The following is a 20,298-nucleotide window of genomic DNA, read 5'->3' as shown; positions in this document are numbered from 1 at the left end:
GCGACTGCATTTCTTCAGGCACACCGCAGCGCTCGGTTTTGCGGCGGCTGCGCCACCGAGCGGGAGCAAGCTCCCTCGCCACGGGGATGGGGGCGTTCTACAGGTCGGTTGTAGGGCTGGGGGCGATGGACGTATTCGGCGTTATCGAACGACGCGATCTCGAAGCAAACAGCACTGTGGGAGCGAGCTTGCTCGCGATGGCGCCGTGTCAGCCAGTGAAAATATTGATTGATCGAATGTCATCGCGAGCAAGCTCGCTCCCACAGGTTTCGCGTCGGGCCTGTGACTAAGCAGCGTTGCACCCCGTGGCGAGGGAGCTTGCTCCCGCTGGGCTGCGAAGCGGCCCCACATCAGCGCTTCCATTCCTCCAGACACACCGCAGCGCCCGGTTTTGCGGCGGCTGCGCCACCGAGCGGGAGCAAGCTCCCTCGCCACGGGGATGGGGGCGTTCTACAGGTCGGTTGTGGGGGCTGGGGGCGATGGACGTATTCGGCGTTATCGAACGACGCGATCTCGAAGCAAACAGCACTGTGTGCGAGCTTGCTCGCGATGGCGCCGTGTCAGCCAGTGAAAATATTGATTGATCGAATGTCATCGCGAGCAAGCTCGCTCCCACAGGTTTCGCGTCGGGCGTGACCAAGCAGCGTTGCACCCGTGGCGAGGGAGCTTGCTCCCGCTGGGCTGCGAAGCGGCCCCAAATCAGCGACTGCATTTCTTCAGGTACACCGCAGCGCCCGGTTTTGCGGCGGCTGCGCCACCGAGCGGGAGCAAGCTCCCTCGCCACGGGGATTGCTTGCTCCCGTCGGGGTTGCGTCAGGCCGTCTCCTCCGGCTCTTTCAGCGACGCCAACACCAATGGATGCAGCACCGCATCCGGATATTTCTCCTGCCAAGCCCCCAGGTCCCGGCGCATGCCTGGTGTCCAGAAGTTCTTGATGTGCTGCCGAACGCCGTTCACCGCCAGGGCGTGGTCAGGCTCGGTGGCGAAATACCGGGCGATCTCGTTGGCCATTTTGATCAGGTTCTGAGCGCTCATCGACGCACCTCGGCCTTTTCCCCTTGACGGCGTTCCTTGAGCAAGCGGCGTTGTTCGTCGCTGAAGGCCTGATACCGCTTCTGCCATTCCGAAGGCTGGCTGACCCGCACGATTTCCACCGCCGTGACTTTGTATTCCGGGCAGTTGGTGGCCCAGTCGGAGTTGTCGGTGGTGATCACGTTGGCGCCGGATTCGGGGAAGTGGAACGTGGTGTAGACCACGCCCGGCGCCACCCGCTCGGTGACCTTGGCCCGCAGCACGGTCTGCCCGGCGCGGCTGCTGATGCCGACCCAATCGTCTTCGGCGATACCGCGATTCTCGGCGTCGGTCGGGTGGATTTCCAGGCGATCTTCCTCGTGCCAGGCGACGTTGTCGGTGCGCCGGGTCTGGGCGCCGACGTTGTACTGGCTGAGGATGCGCCCGGTGGTCAGCAATAGCGGATAACGGCCGTTGACCTTCTCGTCGGTGGGCACGTAGCCGGTGAGCATGAAACGCCCTTTGCCCCGCACGAACGCCTCCATGTGCATGGTCGGCGTGCCGTCCGGCGCGGCGTCGTTGCACGGCCATTGCAGGCTGCCATGACGCTCCAGTTCGGTGTAGCTGACGCGGCTGAAGGTCGGCGTCAAACGGGCGATTTCATCCATGATTTCCGAGGGATGGCGGTAGTCCATTTTGTAGCCCAGGGCATCGGCCAGGGCGACGGTGGCTTCCCAATCGGCCTTGCCGGCCAACGGCTCCATCACTTTGCGCACGCGGGAAATGCGGCGCTCGGCATTGGTGAAGGTGCCATCCTTTTCCAGAAACGAGCTGCCCGGCAGGAACACGTGGGCGAACTTGGCCGTTTCGTTGAGGAAGATGTCCTGGACGATCACGCATTCAAGGGCGGTCAGGGCCGCGGTGACGTGCTGAGTATTGGGGTCGCTCTGGGCGATGTCTTCGCCTTGGCAATAAAGCGCCTTGAAGGTCCCGTCCAGCGCCGCCTCGAACATGTTCGGGATGCGCAGGCCCGGATCGGGTTGCAGGGTCACGTTCCAAGCCTGTTCGAACTGGGCGCGCACCGTTTCGTTGGAGATGTGCCGGTAGCCGGGCAGTTCGTGGGGAAAGGAGCCCATGTCGCAAGAGCCCTGGACGTTGTTCTGCCCACGCAACGGGTTCACCCCGACGCCTTCGCGACCGATATTGCCGGTGGCCATGGCCAGGTTGGCAATGCCCATCACCGACGTGCTGCCCTGGCTGTGTTCGGTGACGCCGAGGCCATAGTAGATGGCCGCGTTGCCGCCCGTGGCGTAGACCCTTGCGGCGGCGCGGATCTGCTCGGCAGGCACGCCGCAGACAGGGCCGAGGACTTCGGGGGCATTTTCCGGCAGGCTGACGAAATCGCGCCAGCGAGCGAAATCCGTCGCCTCGCAACGGGCCTCGACAAAGGGTTGGTCAATCAAACCCTCGGTGGCGATCACATGGGCCAGCGCGTTGAGCATCGCCACGTTGGTGCCTGGACGCAGTTGCAAATGCAGCTCGGCGCGGGCGTGGGGTGAATCCACCAGGTCGATGCGCCGTGGGTCGATGACAATCAGACGTGCGCCCTGGCGCAAGCGACGCTTGAGCTGGGAGCCGAACACCGGGTGTGCATCGGTAGGGTTGGCGCCCATCACCAGGATGACGTCGGCCTTCATCACCGAGTCGAAATTCTGCGTGCCGGCGGACTCGCCCAAGGTTTGCTTGAGGCCATAGCCGGTCGGCGAATGGCAGACCCGCGCGCAGGTGTCGACGTTGTTGTTGCCGAACGCGGTGCGCACCAGTTTCTGCACCAGGTAGGTTTCTTCGTTAGTGCAACGGCTGGAGGTGATGCCGCCGATGGAATCGCGCCCGTACTTGAGCTGGATGCGCCGCAGTTCGCTGGCGGCGTAGGTGATCGCCTCATCCCAGCTGACTTCCTGCCACGGGTCGCTGATGTGCTTGCGGATCATCGGCTTGGTGATGCGGTCCGGGTGCGTGGCGTAGCCCCAGGCGAAGCGGCCCTTGACGCAGGAGTGGCCGTGGTTGGCCTGGCCGTTCTTGTCCGGGACCATGCGCACCAGTTGTTCGCCTTTCATCTCGGCGCGGAACGAACAACCCACGCCGCAATAGGCGCAGGTGGTGACAACGCTGCGTTCCGGCTGGCCGATCTCCACGACGCTTTTGTCGATCAGTGTGGCCGTCGGGCAGGCCTGGACGCAGGCGCCGCAGGACACGCATTCGGAATCGAGGAAATTCTCGCCGCCAGCCGCTTCTACTCGGGAGTCGAAGCCGCGCCCGCTGATGGTCAGGGCGAAGGTGCCTTGGATTTCCTCGCAGGCGCGCACGCAGCGACTGCAGACGATGCACTTGCTCGGGTCGTAATCGAAATACGGGTTGGACACATCCTTGGCTTCGGCCAGGTGATTGGCCCCTTCGTAGCCGTAGCGCACCTCACGCAAACCCACCTGCCCCGCCACGGTCTGCAGTTCGCAGTTGCCGTTGGCCGGGCATGTCAGGCAGTCCAGCGGGTGATCGGAAATGTACAGTTCCATCACATTGCGGCGCAGCGTGGCGAGCTTGGACGTCTGCGTGCGGACCACCATGCCGTCGGTCACCGGCGTCGTGCACGAGGCCGGATAGCCGCGCATGCCATCGATTTCCACCAGGCACATGCGGCAGGAGCCGAAGGCTTCCATGCTGTCGGTGGCGCACAGTTTGGGGATGGTGGTGCCGACCAGGGCCGCCGCGCGCATCACCGAGGTGCCGGACGGAACCCTGATTTCGCGCCCGTCGATGGTCAGGCTGACCTGCACGTCGCTTTCGCGGGCCGGGGTGCCCAGGTCGATGTCGCTGGCTGGATCGAAAATGGTGATCATTGGTCGGCCTCCGAGGTCGCCAGACCGAAGTCGGCGGGGAAATGCTTGAGGGCGCTGGCGACGGGGTAGGACGTCATCCCACCGAGGGCACAAAGCGAGCCGTATTGCAGCGTGTCGCACAGGTCTTGCAGCAACAGCGCCTGGTCCTGACGGGCATGGGCATCGGTGCTGGCGAGCAGGCGATCCACCACCTCGACGCCACGGGTCGAGCCGATGCGGCACGGCGTGCACTTGCCGCAGGATTCCTCGGCGCAGAATTGCAAGGCAAACCGGGCCATCCTGGCCATGTCCAGGCTGTCATCGGCGACCACCACGCCACCGTGGCCGAGCATTGCGCCCATGGCGGCGAACGCCTCGTAGTCCAATGGCGTGTCGAACTGCGCCGGTGGCACCCAGGCGCCCAACGGCCCGCCGACTTGCGCGGCCTTCAGCGGACGACCGCTGGCGGTGCCGCCGCCATATTCTTCCACCAATTCGCGCAGGCTCAGGCCGAACGCTCTCTCAACCAGGCCGCCACGGCGAACGTTGCCGGCCAATTGAAACGGCATGGTTCCCAGGGAACGACCCATGCCGAAATCGCGATAGAACTGCGCGCCCTTCTCCAGGATCACCGGCACCGAGGCCAGCGTCACCACGTTGTGCACCAGCGTCGGCAAGCCAAACAGGCCCTGCAATGCCGGCAGCGGCGGCTTGGCGCGCACCGTGCCGCGCTTGCCTTCGAGGGATTCGAGCAGCGCCGTTTCCTCACCACAGATATAGGCGCCGGCGCCAACCCGGACTTCAAGCTCGAAGGCGCGACCGCTGCCGCCCACATCGGTCCCCAGGTAACCGGCCTCGCGGGCGATGCGCAGTGCTTCGTTCAAGGTGCTGACGGCGTCGGGGTATTCCGAGCGCACGTAGATGTAACCCATAGTCGCGCCGACGGCGATGCCGGCGATGATCATGCCTTCGATCAGCAGGAACGGGTCGCCTTCCATCAGCATGCGGTCGGCAAAGGTGCCGGAGTCGCCTTCGTCGGCATTGCATACCACGTACTTCTGCGGCCCCGGAGCGTCGCGCACGGTGCGCCACTTGATGCCCGCCGGGAAAGCCGCCCCACCCCGGCCTCGCAGGCCAGAGTCGAGCACTTGCGCCACCACCTCGGCGCCGTCCGTCTGGATCGCCCGGGCCAGGCCAAGGAACCCGCCCTGGGCGCGGTAGTCATCGAGGGACAAAGGTTGAGTGATGCCGGCACGGGCAAATAACAGGCGTTGCTGGCTCTTGAGGTAGGGAATGTGCTCAACCAATCCCAATGCCGATGGATGGCTACCAGGATCACCCGCCAGCGCGTCGAGCAGGCCCGGTACGTCCTGGGCCGTGACTGGGCCAAAACCCAAGCGTCCTTCAGGTGTGTCCAGCTCCACCAACGGTTCCAGCCAATAAAGCCCACGGGAACTGGTGCGCAACACCTGCAATGGCAATTGACGCCGCTCGGCCTCGCGGACCAGCGCATCGGCCACCTTGTCCGCACCGACGGCGCGGGCCACTGAATCACGGGGAATGCAGAGGGTCAGCATGGGCCATCCTCCAGGCAGCCATTCACCAATTGGCGCAGGCGCTCCGGGGTCAGCCGCGCATGCAGTTCCCCGTCCAGCTCCAGGGCCGGCGAACAGACGCAGGCGCCCAGGCAATAGACGGGTCGCAGGCTGATCGCTCCATCGGCGCTGGTGCCGTGGTCATCCAGCGAAAGCTGTTCGCGCAACTGCGCAGCCAGCCCCTCGGCCCCCATGCTCTGGCACGACTCCGCCCGGCACAGGCGCAGGGTGTGGCGCGCCGGTGGCGTTGTGCGAAAGTCATGGTAGAAGCTGATCACCCCGCGCACTTCAGCCTGGCTGAGGTTGAGGGCATGGGCGATTTCAGGGACGGCGGTGTCGGGAACGTACCCGCACCCTTCCTGGATGGCATGGAGGATGGGCAACAAGGCACCGGGGGTGTCCTTCTTGCGCGCCAGCACGTCGTGAATCAGAGGCAGGTGAAGCGTCTCATCAGGCATAAACGTACCTCGGCATCTCGAACGACAGCGCCGCGTGGCGGTGGCCGTTCGGAGTCTTGGCTGCGGCGTGCGGCCCACGTCACGGTTACGTGGCAAATCCGATCGCCATTCTTGCTCGCCGGCCAAGTGTCTTTGGCGCACTGGGTCCGGGGCATCTTCACAGCTTGCCACTCCCGGGGGGTGGCGATTGCACATGGACGACTAAACGTGTTCTGAAAGCGACCAGGCGTGAAAAGTTGTCCTGCGCCCACAGGAGGTCAAATGCACAAATGATTGTAGGCGACGCACAGCGATCGGTGGCTATTGGCCGTTTTCCTGACTGTCAGCGTGGCGGCTGCTTTGCTGGATCACAACATGAAGTAACAAACACCCTATATATGTATCGTTTCACAGCGATCAATCCCGCCATCCTTTAGGAGAACAACAATCTGATACCAGAAGGACCCTGGAATGCCATGCAAACAACTTTTTACGCACTTCTTTTTGCTTACGTCACTTACGGCAAGCTTCAATACGTTGGCAGAAGAGTATTACTGGACGATTGAGCAATTCCCGGAACACCTGCAAGAGCGACAGCCCTCGCCGGAATTGGCTTGTAGATGGTTACATAAAGAATATGGCGAAATCTGGAATTACACACCAGCGGCGGCAACGGAGGACGATCACATCTGGCATTGCCACATGATATATGGCAAGGATCCCTTAAACGATTCTTATGGCGCGGTATCCATTTTCCGCAGCGGCAACACTTGCATCGAAAGCCAACAATTCAATAAGACTTCAGGCCAATGCGAGACTCAAGGCGTCGACAGTGGCTGCCCCCTGAGCCTGGCGGGAAATCCAATAAATTTCGCGACAGGTTACAAAATACAAAAAGAAAACGATTACTCAAGTGTGCATTCACACCCAAGCGCAAACCCACTCCACTTTTCAAGAGTCTACAGAAGCGTTGACGGAGTATGGCGGCATAGCTATTCATCCAGGCTCAGCCTCGAAGAAAACTTGATCACGCTAGTTCATCATGATGGAAGTCGATCCTTTTTTGATAAAAAGGGAACGTCTTATGAGGCTAGGCCACCCGAAACAGGAAGGCTCGTATATCAGTCGGACCGGTGGAACTACCAGGCCCACAATGATCGTTCTCTTGAATTTGATAGCAGCGGAAGATTAATCGCGCTTATCAAATCAGGTCGCGCGCTGAACATTGGCTATTTAAGCAACGTTGCGACCGTCACCGATAGTTCTGGCAACACCTTACAATTCACCGAGGACACATTCAAACAACCTCTTACCTTGACTACGAACAGCGTAAAAATTGTCTATACCTACAACAAATACAAACAACTGACTTCCATGACCAGCGCCTATCCGACCCACACAGAGAATAAACAATACATCTACGAAGACCCGAAAGATAGCAGGCTGCTGACCGGCGTTATTGATGCGCGCGGGGTACGTTATGCAACATGGAGTTATGATGATCAAGGGCGGGCCGTTACGAGTGAACACGCAGCCGGCATAGAAAACATCTCAGTCCACTACAACCCTGATGGATCATCAACGGTAATCAACGCACTGGGTAAAAAAACCCGATATCAATTTGAATTGATTCAAGGCGTCAAACGTATCAAATCGATTGCGGGTCTTCCTTCAGCAAACTGTCCCAACAGCAACTCAACTTTCACCTACGACACCCACGGTCTGCTGACAAAAAATACAGACAACAATGGCAATATAACCACTTATATCTACAACGACCGTGGCCTGGAAACCTCTCGAACGGAGGCGAGCGGCACTTCTCAAGCGAAAACGACCACCACCGAATGGCACCCGACGCTGTATTCCCCAGTGCGCATCAACGAACCGGATCGCTCCATTCAATACACCTACGACTCTCAAGGGCGGCAGCTCAGTAAAACAATCATTTCACGTTAATTCAGAAGGATCTGAATATGAACACATGGACATGCAGGGTGGCTCTGTTCGCTCTCGCTTTGGGCGGAACCATTACCACCCTTCCTCATTGCCAAGCTGCCGAACGTGGCTGGTCGTTCACCTATAATACCCAGGGGCAGCTGGAGTCGTCAGATGGCCCCCGAACAGATGTAAGTGACATTACCCGCTATGAATACGATGCCAAAGGACGTCTGGCACGCGTTATCAACGCGCTTGGGCATACCACCGCATTTTCCAAGTTCGACGTCGCTGGCTACCCTAAGACAGTTGTCGATTCCAATGGTGTTATTACAAACCTGACTTATGCCCCACAAGGCTGGATGAAGTCGTTGAGTACCGCTACCGGCACTGTTCGCCTCGAACACAACGCCGTGGGGGACGTCATCAAGATAATTCGCGCAGACAAGAGCTGGTCGACTTACACCTGGGACGATGCACGACGGCTTATTCGAGTGACCAATAACGCAGGGGAACAGATCGAATTTGATCTCGATCCGATGGGGAACCGGACTGCGGTACGGATCAAGGACAAGACGGGTAATCTGACCAAACAACATCAATGGGTGTATGACGAACTGGGGCGCTTGCTGCGCTCAGTGGGTGCGGCCGGCCAGACAAGCCTGGCACAGTACGACCTCAACGATAATCCCATCGCGCTGACCAACCCCCGCAATCACAGTCACCAACGGGCCTTTGACTCACTGAACCGATTGGTGACGAATACTGACCCACTTAATGGCATCACTCAACTTGAGTACGACGTTCAACATAACCTCACGCAAGTCCGCGACCCACGTGGTGTGACCACTCAATATCAATACGACGGCCTGGGAAACCTGACGCGGGTGAACAGCCCTGACAGCGGCGCCACTCACTACCAGCACGATGCCGCAGGCAACGTGACGCAACAGGTGGACGCGCGTGGTGTGGTCACGACTTTTACCTACGATGCGCTCAATCGCCTGACCGCCCGCCGCTATTCGACGAACCCGGCATTGGACGTTCAGTTCCACTACGATTCGATTGCCGCTGGTAACAAAGGCATCGGCCGACTGACAGCCGTGGAGGATGTCAACGGGGTGCTGAATTACACCTACGACGCCCAAGGCAACGTTACAGCCCAGCGGCAAACAGCGCCTGCAAACACAGCCACTCAGCCAGAACAAATCGGCTATGGATACGATGTCGCCAATCGATTGAGCAGCATCGACTATCCGGCGGATTTTGCCATCGTCTACTCACGCAACACCGCAGGACAAATCAGCCAAGTGCAGATCCGGCGCGGCACAGGGCAGCCAACCGCATTTGCCAGTCACATCACGTATCAACCTTTCGGTCCGCTTAAAAACCTGACCTGGGCCAACGGGGCTACGCTTCAACGTACCTACGATCTGGACTACCGGCTGACCGCTCAAACCGTTGCCGGCCAGAGCAAGACCTATACTTACGACGGCCAGGGAAACATGACTCAATTGCAACGCGACTCAGTCGACAACCATGGCTACAGCTATGACTCACTGGATCGCCTGATAGGGGAATCTACCGCTTTCAACCGGATGACATACGTTTATGATCCGGCGGGGAACCGCACCCGAAAAGCGCTCAGCACTTTGATTGACGGCGAGTTGCGTATCACCGCTGGCACGTCTTATCAGTATGGGGCGAGCAACAATCGGTTGACGCAGGCAGGCACCCACTCGGTAGACTTCGACGCGGCAGGCAACCTGACCGCAGACCGCGCCAATCGTCAGTTTTCCTACGACGAGCAGAATCGCCTGAGCAAAGTGAAAATCAAGGGGGTTATCAAGGCTCGGTTCCGCTACAACGCTCTCGGCCAACGCAGCCAGAAAATCACCTCTCAAGGCACGACAACGTTCATCTACGGATTAAATGGCGAACTCCTTGGCGAGCATTTATTCGATAAGCAAGGCAAGAAGCTGAAAAGTCAGTTCTATATCTGGCTCGAAGGGGTGCCCTTGGGCGGGATCAGTATGAGCTACGGCGCAACAGGCGCGCCAGCAAACAGCACCCCGTTCTACCTCCATAGCGATCACCTCAACACACCTCGAATCGCAACGAACGCAGCGCGGACCAAGGTATGGGAATGGGCTTCCGATGCATTTGGTACAAAGGAAGCCAGCGGACAACTGGAGATCAATCTGCGCTTTCCCGGTCAGTACTACGATGTCGAGACTGGACTCCACTATAACTATTTTCGTGATTACGACCCGAAAACTGGACGCTATGTGCAGAGTGATCCGATTGGGTTGGCGGGTGGACTGAACACCTACAGCTATGTAAATGGCAATCCGCTAAAACAGGTTGACCCATTAGGCTTGGAATCTATTTTTGAGTGGTCCACAAAAGCTGAAACCGAAGCGCAAAATAGTAAATTACCTGGCATGCACAATGGGCCTCAAGATGCGTATAGACATTGTGTTGCATCCTGCATGATCGCCTCATCGAACTGGGGAGAAACAGTAAGCCAGTTCGCAGGCTGGGCAAATGAAATATCCAATTTTGGACAAAATCCCAGCGAAAGAGCCATGGATGATTTTAACAACCAAGCAGGTATATGCGCAGCCAAGGGCAACACCCCCCCAGAAAACTGTCCCCAAAGCTGCATGACATTTCTTAACAATGGAATTTTAAGGACAGAGGCAAGCTCTGAAGGTGCATACTATTAACATCATTCTTAAAATATCGAAAAGAACAGCAGTATTGGTTGCTCTAGCGGTTGTATTTTTTGCTGCCTTTCAACTCAGATACAAAGAACCCGTAAACATTGAACTTGCTTGCGAGGGCACTCCACCTCTGCTAACAAACAACTTAAATAGCTGCAGCCTTGTTGATCAGACATTGAGTTTTCTTGAGGCGGAAGGCTATAAGCCAGTAATCCTAGAAAGCTCAGAAAAGAACAGCGGCCTTCTACGAAAAAAATTTTCTTTAAAAATATTTGAAGTATCCAACTATAAAATAGACAACGATACTGGATCTGCGCAATTCAGCTTTATAAATGGACGATTATTTGCCATTTCCTACTTCCCAAAAGCTTCAGATACGGTATTTGAAAGGTATCCAGCAAGTAAATCCGAGGCGCTGACTATAAAACACCTGACCAACCACCAAGGGTTGAAATACATATCATGGTCAAACAATCACCTCGAAGCCTATATCACTTGGTGGATATCGAGATTCTCATAAGAACTAGTATATGAGTCACTAACGTTACGGCTTTCTCCAAGCCGTAACGTTTCTTTAGAGGTATTGGAGCGCCCGGTTTCAGTGCAACAGCAGTTCTTATCAGCCCACAGATCTCCACGAAAAAAGGACTCCCGTCTCGCCACAAAAGCAACACATCCTGACCAAAACACTCGCGCCGAAATGACCTATCGATCTACCCCGCTTGAGACGATGCATAGGTTCCGGCTGACTGGCGTAGCGTTTTACTCTCAGACGTTGCGCAATGCATTCGCAACCAGGGTAAAGGCAGGCGAAGGCTGCCGTCGGCTGGGATAGTACAGATAGTAGCCTGGAAATGGCGGGCACCAATCCTCCAGTACGCGCACCAGCCGGCCCGCCTCCAGGTGCGGTTCGAATTCCTCTTCGGGCAGGTAGGCAATGCCCAGTCCGGCCAACGCGGCGTCAACGATGTGGGTCGAGGTATTGAAGATGAGCTGGCCGTCTACTCGGACGTTGACCTGCTTGCCGCGCCGCTCGAAATCCCAGACATAAAGCCCGCCAGAAGTCGGCATGCGCTGGTTGATACAGCGATGGCCGAGCAGGTCGCGGGGGCTCTTGGGAATGGCGCGGGTGTCGAAGTAACCAGGCGCAGCCACCGCAGCCATTCGCAATTCAGGACCTATCGGCACTGCCACCATGTCCTTGTCGATGGTGTCGCCCAAGCGTACCCCGGCATCGAAACGGTCCGCGACGATGTCACGAAAGCCGTAACTGACGTCAAATTCAACGTTGATGTCCGGATAGTCATGCAGCAACCCAGTCAGTTTCGGCAGCAAAGTGGTGCGCAAGACGTGGTCGCCGCAGGTGATGCGAACAATGCCTGCGGGCTTGTCACGCATTTCCGTGAGCATAGCCAGCTCGGCTTCGATCTCATCGAAACGATTGCCGATGGCCTGCAGCAGGCGCTCCCCCGCGATGGTCGGCGACACGCTGCGGGTGGTGCGCGTGAGCAGGCGGATCTGCAGGCGTGCCTCCAGACCACTGATCGCCTGGCTCAGCGCCGATTGGGTGACGCCCAATGCGCCGGCAGCCCGGGTGAAACTGCCCTCCCTCGCCACGGTGACGAAAGACAGCAGATCGTTGAGATTTCTTTTGACCATGGCGAAAGCACTTCAAGCAGTTTGATTAGCTTTGCTTATAGCCTTGTTAAGCATTCATTAGCTAGTCGCTTTACTGTGCGCAGGTCACCATGGCCCCTATGAAAAAGAACCCCTGCACAACGGCGATAAGGTCGGGCCGGCTTGTGTTGCCGCTGGCCATGCTCGTACTTGGCAACCACGCAACGCTCAACGGTGCTGCGTTGGCATCTTCCCTCACGGAGCAAACGGCAATGTGGATGACCGTCGGTGCACAGCGTTTCGCCATTACCGTGGCTGACAACGCCGCTGCCCAGAGGTTTGTCGCGCTATCGCCACTGGCACTGGAGATGAGCGATCTCAATCGCAACGAGAAATACGCCACCCTCCCCCAAACGCTGCCCGCCACGGCGAGCAGGCCGGGAACCATCCGCAACGGCGACCTGATGCTGTACGGCAAGGACACCCTGGTCGTGTTCTACAAGGATTTCGACTCGACCTACGCCTATACGCGCCTCGGTCACGTGAACGACACCTCGGGACTCGCTCAGGCATTGGGCCCAGGCACCGTGCGAGTGACGTTCTCCCACGATTGATAACCCCCATCGACAGGTCCACCCATGAAAAAGATCCTCGTCCTATTAACGCTTTTCGTCATGTCTCTTTCAGCGATAGGAGCCGATATGTCCAACGGCGCAGACAATTTCTACACCAGCGACGAAGTGACCGTGAAAAAGGTCAGCTTCAGGAACCAGTACCAGATGAAGGTGGCAGGCAACCTGTTCATCCCGAAAAAACTCAACGGCAAGACAAGCAATCCGGCAATTGTCGTGGGCCATCCAATGGGCGCGGTGAAGGAACAGAGCGCGAATCTAGATGCGACGAAGATGGCGGAAAAAGGCTTCGTGACCCTCTCTCTCGACCTGTCGTTCTGGGGCGAAAGCGAGGGTCGGCCACGCAACGCGGTCTCGCCGGATATCTACGCCGAGGACTTCAGCGCGGCGGTGGACTATCTCAGTGCCCAACCTTTCGTCGACAAGGAACGGATTGGCGCCCTCGGTATCTGTGGCAGCGGCAGCTTCGTGATCAGTGCCGCCAAGATCGACCCGCGCATGAAGGCCATCGCCACCGTGAGCATGTATGACATGGGCGGCGTCAATCGCAACGGGTTGAAGCATTCCCAGACGCTCGATCAACGCCGAGCCATCATCGCTCAGGCAACGCAGCAGCGTAACGTCGAGTTCGCCGGCGGTGAAACGCTGTACACCAGCGGTACGGTGCACAAGCTGGATGAAAACACCCACCCTATCCAACGCGAATTCTTCGACTTCTACCGCACCCCACGCGGCGAGTTCACGCCATCCGGCTCGTCCAGGGACTTGACTACGCACCCCACGCTCACCAGCAACATCAAGTTCATGAACTTCTACCCGCTCAATGACATCGAGACCATTTCACCTCATCCGATGCTCTTCATTGCCGGCGCCGATGCCCACTCCAGGGAGTTCAGCGAAGAGGCCTATAAACTTGCCGGCCAGCCCAAGGAACTGGTGATCATCCCTGGGGCCGGGCATGTGGATCTTTATGATCGGGTCGATCTGATTCCTTTCGATAAGTTGACGAGTTTCTTCCAGAGCAATCTGAAGTGACGACGCGCCCCCGGGGTTATGCAGCGGTGACATAATCACGCCCTGCTCATACCAGAGACGTATCAATGACCAGCGAACGCTACGACCTGCTCGCCATTTTCTGCGCTGTGGCCCAGGAGCGCAGTTTCACCCGAGCGGCCGCCAGGCTTGGCATGTCGCAACCGGCGCTGAGCCGGGCGATGCGCCAATTGGAGGAGCGGCTGGGTGTCAGGCTGCTGTCGCGCACCACGCGAAGCGTTGGCCCAACCGAAGCGGGCGAACAGCTGTTGCGCGTGGTCGCGCCGCGGTTCGAAGAGATCGACAACGAAATGGCGATGCTCAGCGCGTTTCGGGACAAGCCGGCAGGCAAGTTGCGCATCACCGCCGGCGAGCATTCGGCAATAACGGTCTTGCAGCCCGTCCTCGCCAAGCTGCTGCCTGACAATCCCGACCTGAATATCGAGATCATCGTCGACTACGGATTTACCGATATCGTCGCGGAGGGTTTCGACGCCGGTGTGCGGCTGGGCCCGCAGGTCGCCAAGGACATGATCGCCATGCGCATCGGCCCCGACATGCGCATGGCTGTCGTAGGCTCGCCGGCGTATTTCACCCGGCATTCCAAGCCCCTCGTTCCAAACGATCTCACGGCACACAACTGCATCAACCTGCGCATGCCGACTCATGGCGGTCTGTACGTCTGGGAACTGGAGAAGAACGGGCAGCAAGTGCAAGTCCGGGTGGAGGGTCAGTTGGTTTTCAACACCATAGCCATGCGTCTGGAGGCCGCGCTCCAGGGCTTGGGGCTGGCGTTCATGCCGCAAGACCTGGTGCGCGAAGCCGTAGCGCAAGGCCGGTTGATCCGCGTGCTGGAGGATTGGTGCGAACCGTTTTCCGGCTATCACCTCTACTACCCAAGCCGCCAGAGTTCACCGGCCTTCGCACTGCTGCGCGACGCCCTGCGCTATGAGGATTGACTGGCCTGCACCGTGTCCAGCGCCTCGGCGGCACGCTTGGCCGCGGCGGCATCGCCCTGCTCGCTCAGTAATTGGATCAGTTGCCGCAGCTGGGCAACGCTCAAGCCGACCCGAAGGCTGGCGGCCATATGCGAACGCAGTTGCGACTCCACGCCCGGAGTCACCGCCAGGGCTGCGACCGTCGCCAGTTCACGGCTTTGCCAGTCCAGGTTGTCGCGCTCGAAAATGTCGCCGAACAGATGGGTCTGCAAGTATTGGTTGATGACCGGCACAAAATCGAACAACGGCCCCTGGACCGGCGCACCGGCAATGCGTGTCTGGTTGGCCTTGCCTGCCGCCAACAATGCGTCGCCCGTAGGGATCGGGCCAGTGGGTTCGCGCCCCGGTTCGTCCTGCACGCCGCGTTGCTTGCGCGCCTCCACTACTTTCATCAGTTCGCCCAGCGCGTTGAGGCTACGGGGAAAACCGCTGTAAGCGTAGAGCTGCACGAGGATTTCCTTCGCCTCGCTGACGGTCAGGCCCGCATCCAGCCCTTGATTCAAGACGGCATTGAGGCGCGGCATGTTGCTTGTCGCCATGGCGGCGGCAATCAATGGGATGGCTTGCTGTTTGGTCGACAGGGTTTTTGAAACCGCCGCTGTGTCTGGCTTGGTCGATAGCGCCGATGTTGCTCCGGCGTTGTATTGCCCTTCGCTGACTTTTTCCATCCACTGCACGTTCTCGCCATCCACCATGCCCGTCACGGCCAAGTGAGTCATGGCGCTGGTCGGCGCGGCGCCATGCCAGTGCTTGACGCCTGGAGGGCAAACAATGACATCGCCTGGGCGGATCTGCTGCACGGGCTTGCCCCATTCCTGCGTCAAGCCGACGCCGGACACAACCACCAATCGTTGACCGGCGGGGTGCGTGTGCCAAGCCGAGCGCGCGCCCGGTTCAAAGCTGACATACGCAGCGGAGGCATTGATGTCACTTGTGGCAGCAAACAACGGATCAACACGCACCCGGCCGGTGAAATAATCGTCGGGTCCAGGGGCGGAGGCCTGGCTGCCCGCCCGAATGACCTGCTGCGATTTGCGCGCCTCGCCGACGCTTTCCGGGCCAGCGGCGTCGGCAAAAGGCGCCGCCGCGCATAACGCAAAATACAAGGTGCTTGCCTTCATTGAGTTTGCCTCTCTATTGATCCTGTCGAGAAGCAAACTACCCGCGCATCACTGATCGATAAACCATGCCAATGGCATAGCACTCATATCGCAAACAAATAATTCTATAAAAACGATCGCCCGATTTTTCCGTTTTGTAGCAAACCCGGCTAGGCGGGCTCGCGGCGTATAGTCGACTCTAGGCCCGACCCGTTTCCAAGAGCCCTGATCCGTGCCCGACTTGCCAAAGACCTCCACCTATAAAAGACGCTTCGACGCCGTCCTCGCCTACATCGACGCCAATCTAGAAGGTGATCTCTCGGTGAAAACGTTGAGTGATGTGGCGAACTTCTCGGTATTTCACTTCCATCGACAATTCACGGCGTTCATGGGCGTGCCCGTTTCACGTTATGTGCAGCTGATGCGGCTACGACGCGCGGCACATCAATTGGTTGCCTTTGCTGGGTACTCGGTACTGGATGCCGCATTGGATGCGGGCTTTAAAAGCCCCGAGGCGTTCTGTCGAGCGTTTGGCCGAGCGTTCGGCATGGCGCCAAGCGCGTTCAGGAAGAAACCCAACTGGCAGGTCTGGAGTACGGTGTTTGCCATCCCCCATCTCTCACGGAGTATCTTTATGCAAGTTCGAATCATCGAGTTACCTGAAGTCAGGATTGCGGCGCTTGAACATCGCGGCCCTGCCGGGCTCGTCAGCGAAAGCGTGGACCGGTTCATCGAATGGCGTATGCGTAGCGGGCAGTCGCCCGTGGCATCAAGCCGTACGTTTGGCATTCCCTACGGCAACCCCGACACCACACCGCCACACGACTTCCGCTTCGCGATCTGCGGCGAGATTGATGAGGAAGTGGCGCCGAACGCGTTCGGTGTTCAGCCGATGGTCATCCCCGGCGGTCGCTACGCAGTGGTCCGCCACGCCGGATCGCCTGATCACATCGGCGAAACGATCTATCCGATCTACCGTGAATGGCTACCCGCAAGCGGCGAGGAACTTCGTGACCAGCCGCTGTTTTTCCACTACCTGAGCGCCTATCCCCAGACGCCACGAGACCAATGGCAAACCGATGTGTACGTTCCGCTGCGGTGAGGACAAGCGCTACGCCCCATCAGGCCCCCGAGCGAATCCGCTCCACCAACCGCGCCTGCAACGCTTCAAGCTCCTGCGGATCGGCTTTCCCTTGCCCATGTACGCCAGGCGCCTGTCCTTCCCAGCGCGGAACGATGTGCACATGGATGTGAAAGACCGTCTGCCCCGCCGGCGCGCCGTTGAATTGGGCGATTTGCACGCCGTCGGGTTGCAATTCGTCGACGATGATGCGGGTCAGGCGTTGTACCGCTGCCATCATCTTGCCAAGGATTGCCGGGTCGACGTCGAGGATATTGCGCGCCTGGGCCCCCTTTGGAATGACTAGCACATGGCCCCGGGACTGGGGAAAGATGTCGAGGAAGGCCAGCACATCGTCATCTTCGTAGATCTTGTAGGCAGGTGCTTCACCCCGAAGGATCATCGCGAAAATGTTCTGGGAATCGTATTGGCCGTGCAGACTCATGGTTGCTCCTTGGGTTTCAGAGCCGCCGATATCGGCCCTGGGATGGCGTTGCGTTCTTGCAGGGTCAGCGCGATTTTTCGCTGCAACTCGTTTTCCGAAAACGGCTTGTGCAACACCGGGCATTGGGCAAACTCGGCGGGCAGGCCGCTGACGCCGTATCCGGTGCTGAACAAAAAAGGAATTTTACGATTACGGAGGATTTCAGCCACCGGAAAAACCCGTTCTCCGGCCAGGTTGACGTCCAGGATCGCCAGATCGACCTCAACCGTCCCCGCCGCTTCCCGGGCCATGGCAAGCCGCGGGATGGAGGCCACCACCTCGCACCCCTGATCTTCGAGCATTTCCTCGATCAGCATGGCGACTGTGCCTTCATCCTCGACGAGCAACACCTTGATCCCGGCAAATATCGTCATGCGTGGTGCTCGGGAACCATGAAGGAGAACCGGCAGAGCACGCCTTCAGGCGCGAAGGTCAGCACAAATATTCCACCCAGGTCGCGTTCGATGCAGCGCTTCATCAATCGCGAACCCAAACCCTCGCGTTCCGGTTGCGACACTGGCGGTCCGTCTTGCTCGCGCCAGTCCACGGTCAGCAACACGCCGTTTGATTGCGGCTGGACATTCCAGCTCACTGAAAGGCGGCCCGTCTCGACGGACATCGAACCGTATTTGAGGGCGTTGATCGCCAATTCGTTGAGCGTCATCGTGAGGCCGAGCGCGACCCGGGTATCGACGTCAATGGGATCACCCTCGATCGTGATACGGTCAGAATCAGTGCCGAAAATGGGCATGAGCACCTCCTGGGCCAGGGACCCCAGGGCCGTATGGCCCCAATGCCGCCTCGTCAGCAGGTCATGGGCGCGGGACAACGCGAGCAGCCGCGCTTCGAACCGGTTGTAACCGTCCTTGGCGCTTTCTGCGTTGCGTGCCGTCTGGGCCGCCAGGGATTGCACCGTGGCCAAGGTGTTCTTGACTCGATGGTTGAGCTCGTCGATCAGGGTTTTTTGCCGGTCTTCCGCCTGTTTTCGCTCGGAGATATCCACCAGCATGTTGATGGCGCCAACCAGGTTGCCTTCGGCATCGTGCAGCGGCGTAGGGTACGGGGCGAACGGCACCCGTGTGCCGTCGGGCCGCTCCGCGACGGCTTCGACCCCGCGTATCGGCCGGTTTTCCTTCAGGGCGACTGCCATCGGGCACTGGTCGTGGGGCAGGAAGGTCCCGTCGGTGGTGAACAATTTCCAGGTCACGCACCAAAGGTCGCCCAACTGTGGTGTTTGTCCCGACAACTCCACCGCTGCCCGATTGAAAAAGGTGATACGGCCTTGAGCATCGGTGGTGTAGACCGCCGCCGGCAGGGCCTCGAGCAGGTTGCGCATATGCCGCTCGCTGTCGCGGATCTGATTTTCCATGCGACGCGCCAGCGTGACGTCCTGCAGTATCCGGACCCCATACCGGAACGCGCCGTTGGCGTCGCGCACGGACGAGCTGTGGATGTCCAGGTAGACGGTCTCGCCATCGGGCTTGAAGGCGCGCTTGCGCAGCACGTAATTGTCCAGTTCACCCGCCACCTGGCGTGCATAGAGGGCTGCATCCTCGTCGGTACTGTCCCTGTGCGTGTAGTCCAGGAATGTCATTTCCAATAGCTCTTCGCGCGTGCGGCCCAGCATGTTGCAGAGGGCGTCGTTGACGCGCAGCAGCCGGCCATCCGCACCGGACTCGGCAATGCCGATCGTCGCCGCTTGGTAAGTCGCCAGGAGTCTGTCGTCGCTCTCCTGGCGCGCCGTCTCGGCCACGTGGACACTGGTCATGTCCACCGTAAAGCACCGCGTATTGAACAGTTTTCCCTCTTCGAACCGGCCGTTGGACGTGATGGTGACATGCTTGATCGAGCCGTCCTTGGCCTTCAGGCGCGCCGGGTAATCCTGTAGGCATTGACCGCTGCCGAGCTTGTTCAGGATGTCGCTGATGACCGGCTCGTCGGCATGGAAATCGGTGATGCTACGGCCGATGTATTCCTCCGCCGAATAACCCAGCAAGGCCAGTTCGGCCTTGTTGGCGCGCAGGATGATGCCTTCACCACTGACGATGTGGAGGCCCACGGCGCTGTTCTCGAAGAAATCTTCAAGGTCCTCATTCTTGCGTCGCAACTCTTCGGCCAAGGCATGCTGCGCCGAAATGTCCTGGAAGCAGTTGATCGCCCCTTGGATGATGCCTTGGGAGTCTTTCAACGGCCTGATATTCACCAGGGCAATGAATCGCGACCCATCCGGACGCTCGATGAACACTTCCTGGTTGCGCGTTGCCTCACCCGTGACGAGGGCTGTGGCCATCGGGCAGTCTTCGAAGGTAAGCGGAGTGCCGTCGGGCAGGAACAAACGGTAGGAACCGCAGAAACGATCACCGCCCTCCCCCAGAATCGGCGTCCGCCCCCACATGGCAGCCGCCTCGCTGTTGTGCCGCACCAGCCAGCCGTTGTGATCGCACAGGTACACCGCGCCAGGAATCGCATCAAGTGCGCTGGCGCCCGTTGCCACAAGGCTTTCATACTCGCTCGGCGTGCGCGTCCCCGTGGGAAACGCTTCTATATTCGACATGGTTGATCCTCAATCCGCCTGGCTGAATGCCTGCTACACAACGACTCAGGCTTCAACCTGAGTCGTGATCCCGGCCCGGATAACTCCTTATAAATATGCCGGCGCGGATTTTTTCATGCAGCTGCAATAGATACTAGATGTTTATTCAGCCCACGAGTTCAGGAAAGTTCGCCATACCGGC

General features: G+C 58.9%; 16 protein-coding genes. 7 read left to right on the top strand and 9 right to left on the bottom strand.

Features of this window, described 5'->3' with window-relative positions; translation table 11 throughout:
- Positions 1-813: 813 nt before the first annotated feature.
- Genes ACLK1G_RS01635 through ACLK1G_RS01620 form a run of 4 tightly spaced genes read right to left on the bottom strand, consistent with a single transcriptional unit; the run spans position 814 to position 5,940 of the window.
- Positions 814-1,035, bottom strand: a complete 222-nt coding sequence (locus ACLK1G_RS01635) for a formate dehydrogenase subunit delta (protein ID WP_420763808.1) — start codon at positions 1,033-1,035, stop codon at positions 814-816.
- Positions 1,032-3,908, bottom strand: a complete 2,877-nt coding sequence (gene fdhF / locus ACLK1G_RS01630) for a formate dehydrogenase subunit alpha (RefSeq protein WP_420763807.1) — start codon at positions 3,906-3,908, stop codon at positions 1,032-1,034. The genes ACLK1G_RS01635 and fdhF overlap by 4 nt, the downstream gene beginning before the upstream one ends.
- Positions 3,905-5,464: a formate dehydrogenase beta subunit gene (locus ACLK1G_RS01625; RefSeq protein WP_420763806.1), complete on the bottom strand. Its 1,560-nt coding sequence runs from the start codon at positions 5,462-5,464 to the stop codon at positions 3,905-3,907. Before ACLK1G_RS01625 ends, fdhF begins: the two co-directional genes overlap by 4 nt.
- Positions 5,458-5,940: a formate dehydrogenase subunit gamma gene (locus ACLK1G_RS01620; protein WP_420763805.1), complete on the bottom strand. Its 483-nt coding sequence runs from the start codon at positions 5,938-5,940 to the stop codon at positions 5,458-5,460. Before ACLK1G_RS01620 ends, ACLK1G_RS01625 begins: the two co-directional genes overlap by 7 nt.
- Before the next feature lie 450 nt (positions 5,941-6,390).
- Here ACLK1G_RS01620 and ACLK1G_RS01615 point away from each other — a divergent pair, with 450 nt between their 5' ends.
- From ACLK1G_RS01615 to ACLK1G_RS01605, 3 genes are read left to right on the top strand one after another with little or no spacing between them, the layout of a single operon-like run.
- A complete protein-coding gene (locus tag ACLK1G_RS01615) occupies positions 6,391-7,875 on the top strand; it encodes a DUF6531 domain-containing protein (RefSeq protein WP_420763804.1) in 1,485 nt (494 codons plus the stop codon).
- Positions 7,876-7,892: 17 nt separating this feature from the next.
- Positions 7,893-10,583, top strand: a complete 2,691-nt coding sequence (locus ACLK1G_RS01610) for an RHS repeat-associated core domain-containing protein (RefSeq protein WP_420763803.1) — start codon at positions 7,893-7,895, stop codon at positions 10,581-10,583.
- Entirely contained in the window at positions 10,570-11,100 is a 531-nt protein-coding gene (locus tag ACLK1G_RS01605; RefSeq protein ID WP_420763802.1) for a hypothetical protein, read from the top strand. Before ACLK1G_RS01610 ends, ACLK1G_RS01605 begins: the two co-directional genes overlap by 14 nt.
- A gap of 248 nt (positions 11,101-11,348) precedes the next feature.
- Here ACLK1G_RS01605 and ACLK1G_RS01600 read toward each other — a convergent pair whose 3' ends face one another.
- On the bottom strand, positions 11,349-12,239 hold the full coding sequence (locus ACLK1G_RS01600) for a LysR family transcriptional regulator (RefSeq protein ID WP_420763801.1): 891 nt from the start codon (positions 12,237-12,239) through the stop codon (positions 11,349-11,351).
- Positions 12,240-12,469: 230 nt separating this feature from the next.
- Between ACLK1G_RS01600 and ACLK1G_RS01595 the strand changes: the two genes are divergently transcribed.
- The 3 genes from ACLK1G_RS01595 (at position 12,470) to ACLK1G_RS01585 (ending at position 14,820) form a co-directional block, all read left to right on the top strand.
- Complete coding sequence (locus tag ACLK1G_RS01595; RefSeq protein ID WP_420763800.1) at positions 12,470-12,811, top strand: cyclophilin-like fold protein; 342 nt, start codon at positions 12,470-12,472, stop codon at positions 12,809-12,811.
- A 24-nt stretch (positions 12,812-12,835) separates the two neighbouring features.
- Positions 12,836-13,864, top strand: a complete 1,029-nt coding sequence (locus ACLK1G_RS01590; protein WP_420763799.1) for an alpha/beta hydrolase — start codon at positions 12,836-12,838, stop codon at positions 13,862-13,864.
- A 65-nt stretch (positions 13,865-13,929) separates the two neighbouring features.
- A complete protein-coding gene (locus tag ACLK1G_RS01585) occupies positions 13,930-14,820 on the top strand; it encodes a LysR family transcriptional regulator (RefSeq protein WP_420763798.1) in 891 nt (296 codons plus the stop codon).
- Here the strand turns inward: ACLK1G_RS01585 and ACLK1G_RS01580 are convergent.
- Positions 14,808-15,980 carry a (R)-mandelonitrile lyase gene (locus ACLK1G_RS01580; RefSeq protein WP_420763797.1) on the bottom strand — a complete coding sequence of 391 codons (1,173 nt, stop codon included), beginning with the start codon at positions 15,978-15,980 and terminating at the stop codon, positions 14,808-14,810. The genes ACLK1G_RS01585 and ACLK1G_RS01580 overlap by 13 nt on opposite strands.
- 211 nt (positions 15,981-16,191) lie before the next feature.
- Between ACLK1G_RS01580 and ACLK1G_RS01575 the strand changes: the two genes are divergently transcribed.
- Positions 16,192-17,061: an AraC family transcriptional regulator gene (locus ACLK1G_RS01575; RefSeq protein WP_420763796.1), complete on the top strand. Its 870-nt coding sequence runs from the start codon at positions 16,192-16,194 to the stop codon at positions 17,059-17,061.
- Positions 17,062-17,080: 19 nt separating this feature from the next.
- On the opposite strand, the gene ACLK1G_RS01570 is transcribed toward ACLK1G_RS01575, so the two are convergent.
- The 3 genes from ACLK1G_RS01570 to ACLK1G_RS01560 are packed head-to-tail and all read right to left on the bottom strand — an operon-like array spanning position 17,081 to position 20,117.
- Positions 17,081-17,524: an HIT family protein gene (locus tag ACLK1G_RS01570; RefSeq protein ID WP_420763795.1), complete on the bottom strand. Its 444-nt coding sequence runs from the start codon at positions 17,522-17,524 to the stop codon at positions 17,081-17,083.
- Complete coding sequence (locus ACLK1G_RS01565) at positions 17,521-17,937, bottom strand: response regulator (protein ID WP_420763794.1); 417 nt, start codon at positions 17,935-17,937, stop codon at positions 17,521-17,523. The genes ACLK1G_RS01570 and ACLK1G_RS01565 overlap by 4 nt, the downstream gene beginning before the upstream one ends.
- A complete protein-coding gene (locus tag ACLK1G_RS01560; protein ID WP_420763793.1) occupies positions 17,934-20,117 on the bottom strand; it encodes a PAS domain-containing sensor histidine kinase in 2,184 nt (727 codons plus the stop codon). Before ACLK1G_RS01560 ends, ACLK1G_RS01565 begins: the two co-directional genes overlap by 4 nt.
- Positions 20,118-20,298: the final 181 nt, after the last annotated feature.

It is taken from the genome of Pseudomonas algeriensis, from assembly GCF_048847255.1.
Taxonomy (GTDB): domain Bacteria; phylum Pseudomonadota; class Gammaproteobacteria; order Pseudomonadales; family Pseudomonadaceae; genus Aquipseudomonas.
This window is presented reverse-complemented; position numbering and strand designations above follow the sequence as displayed.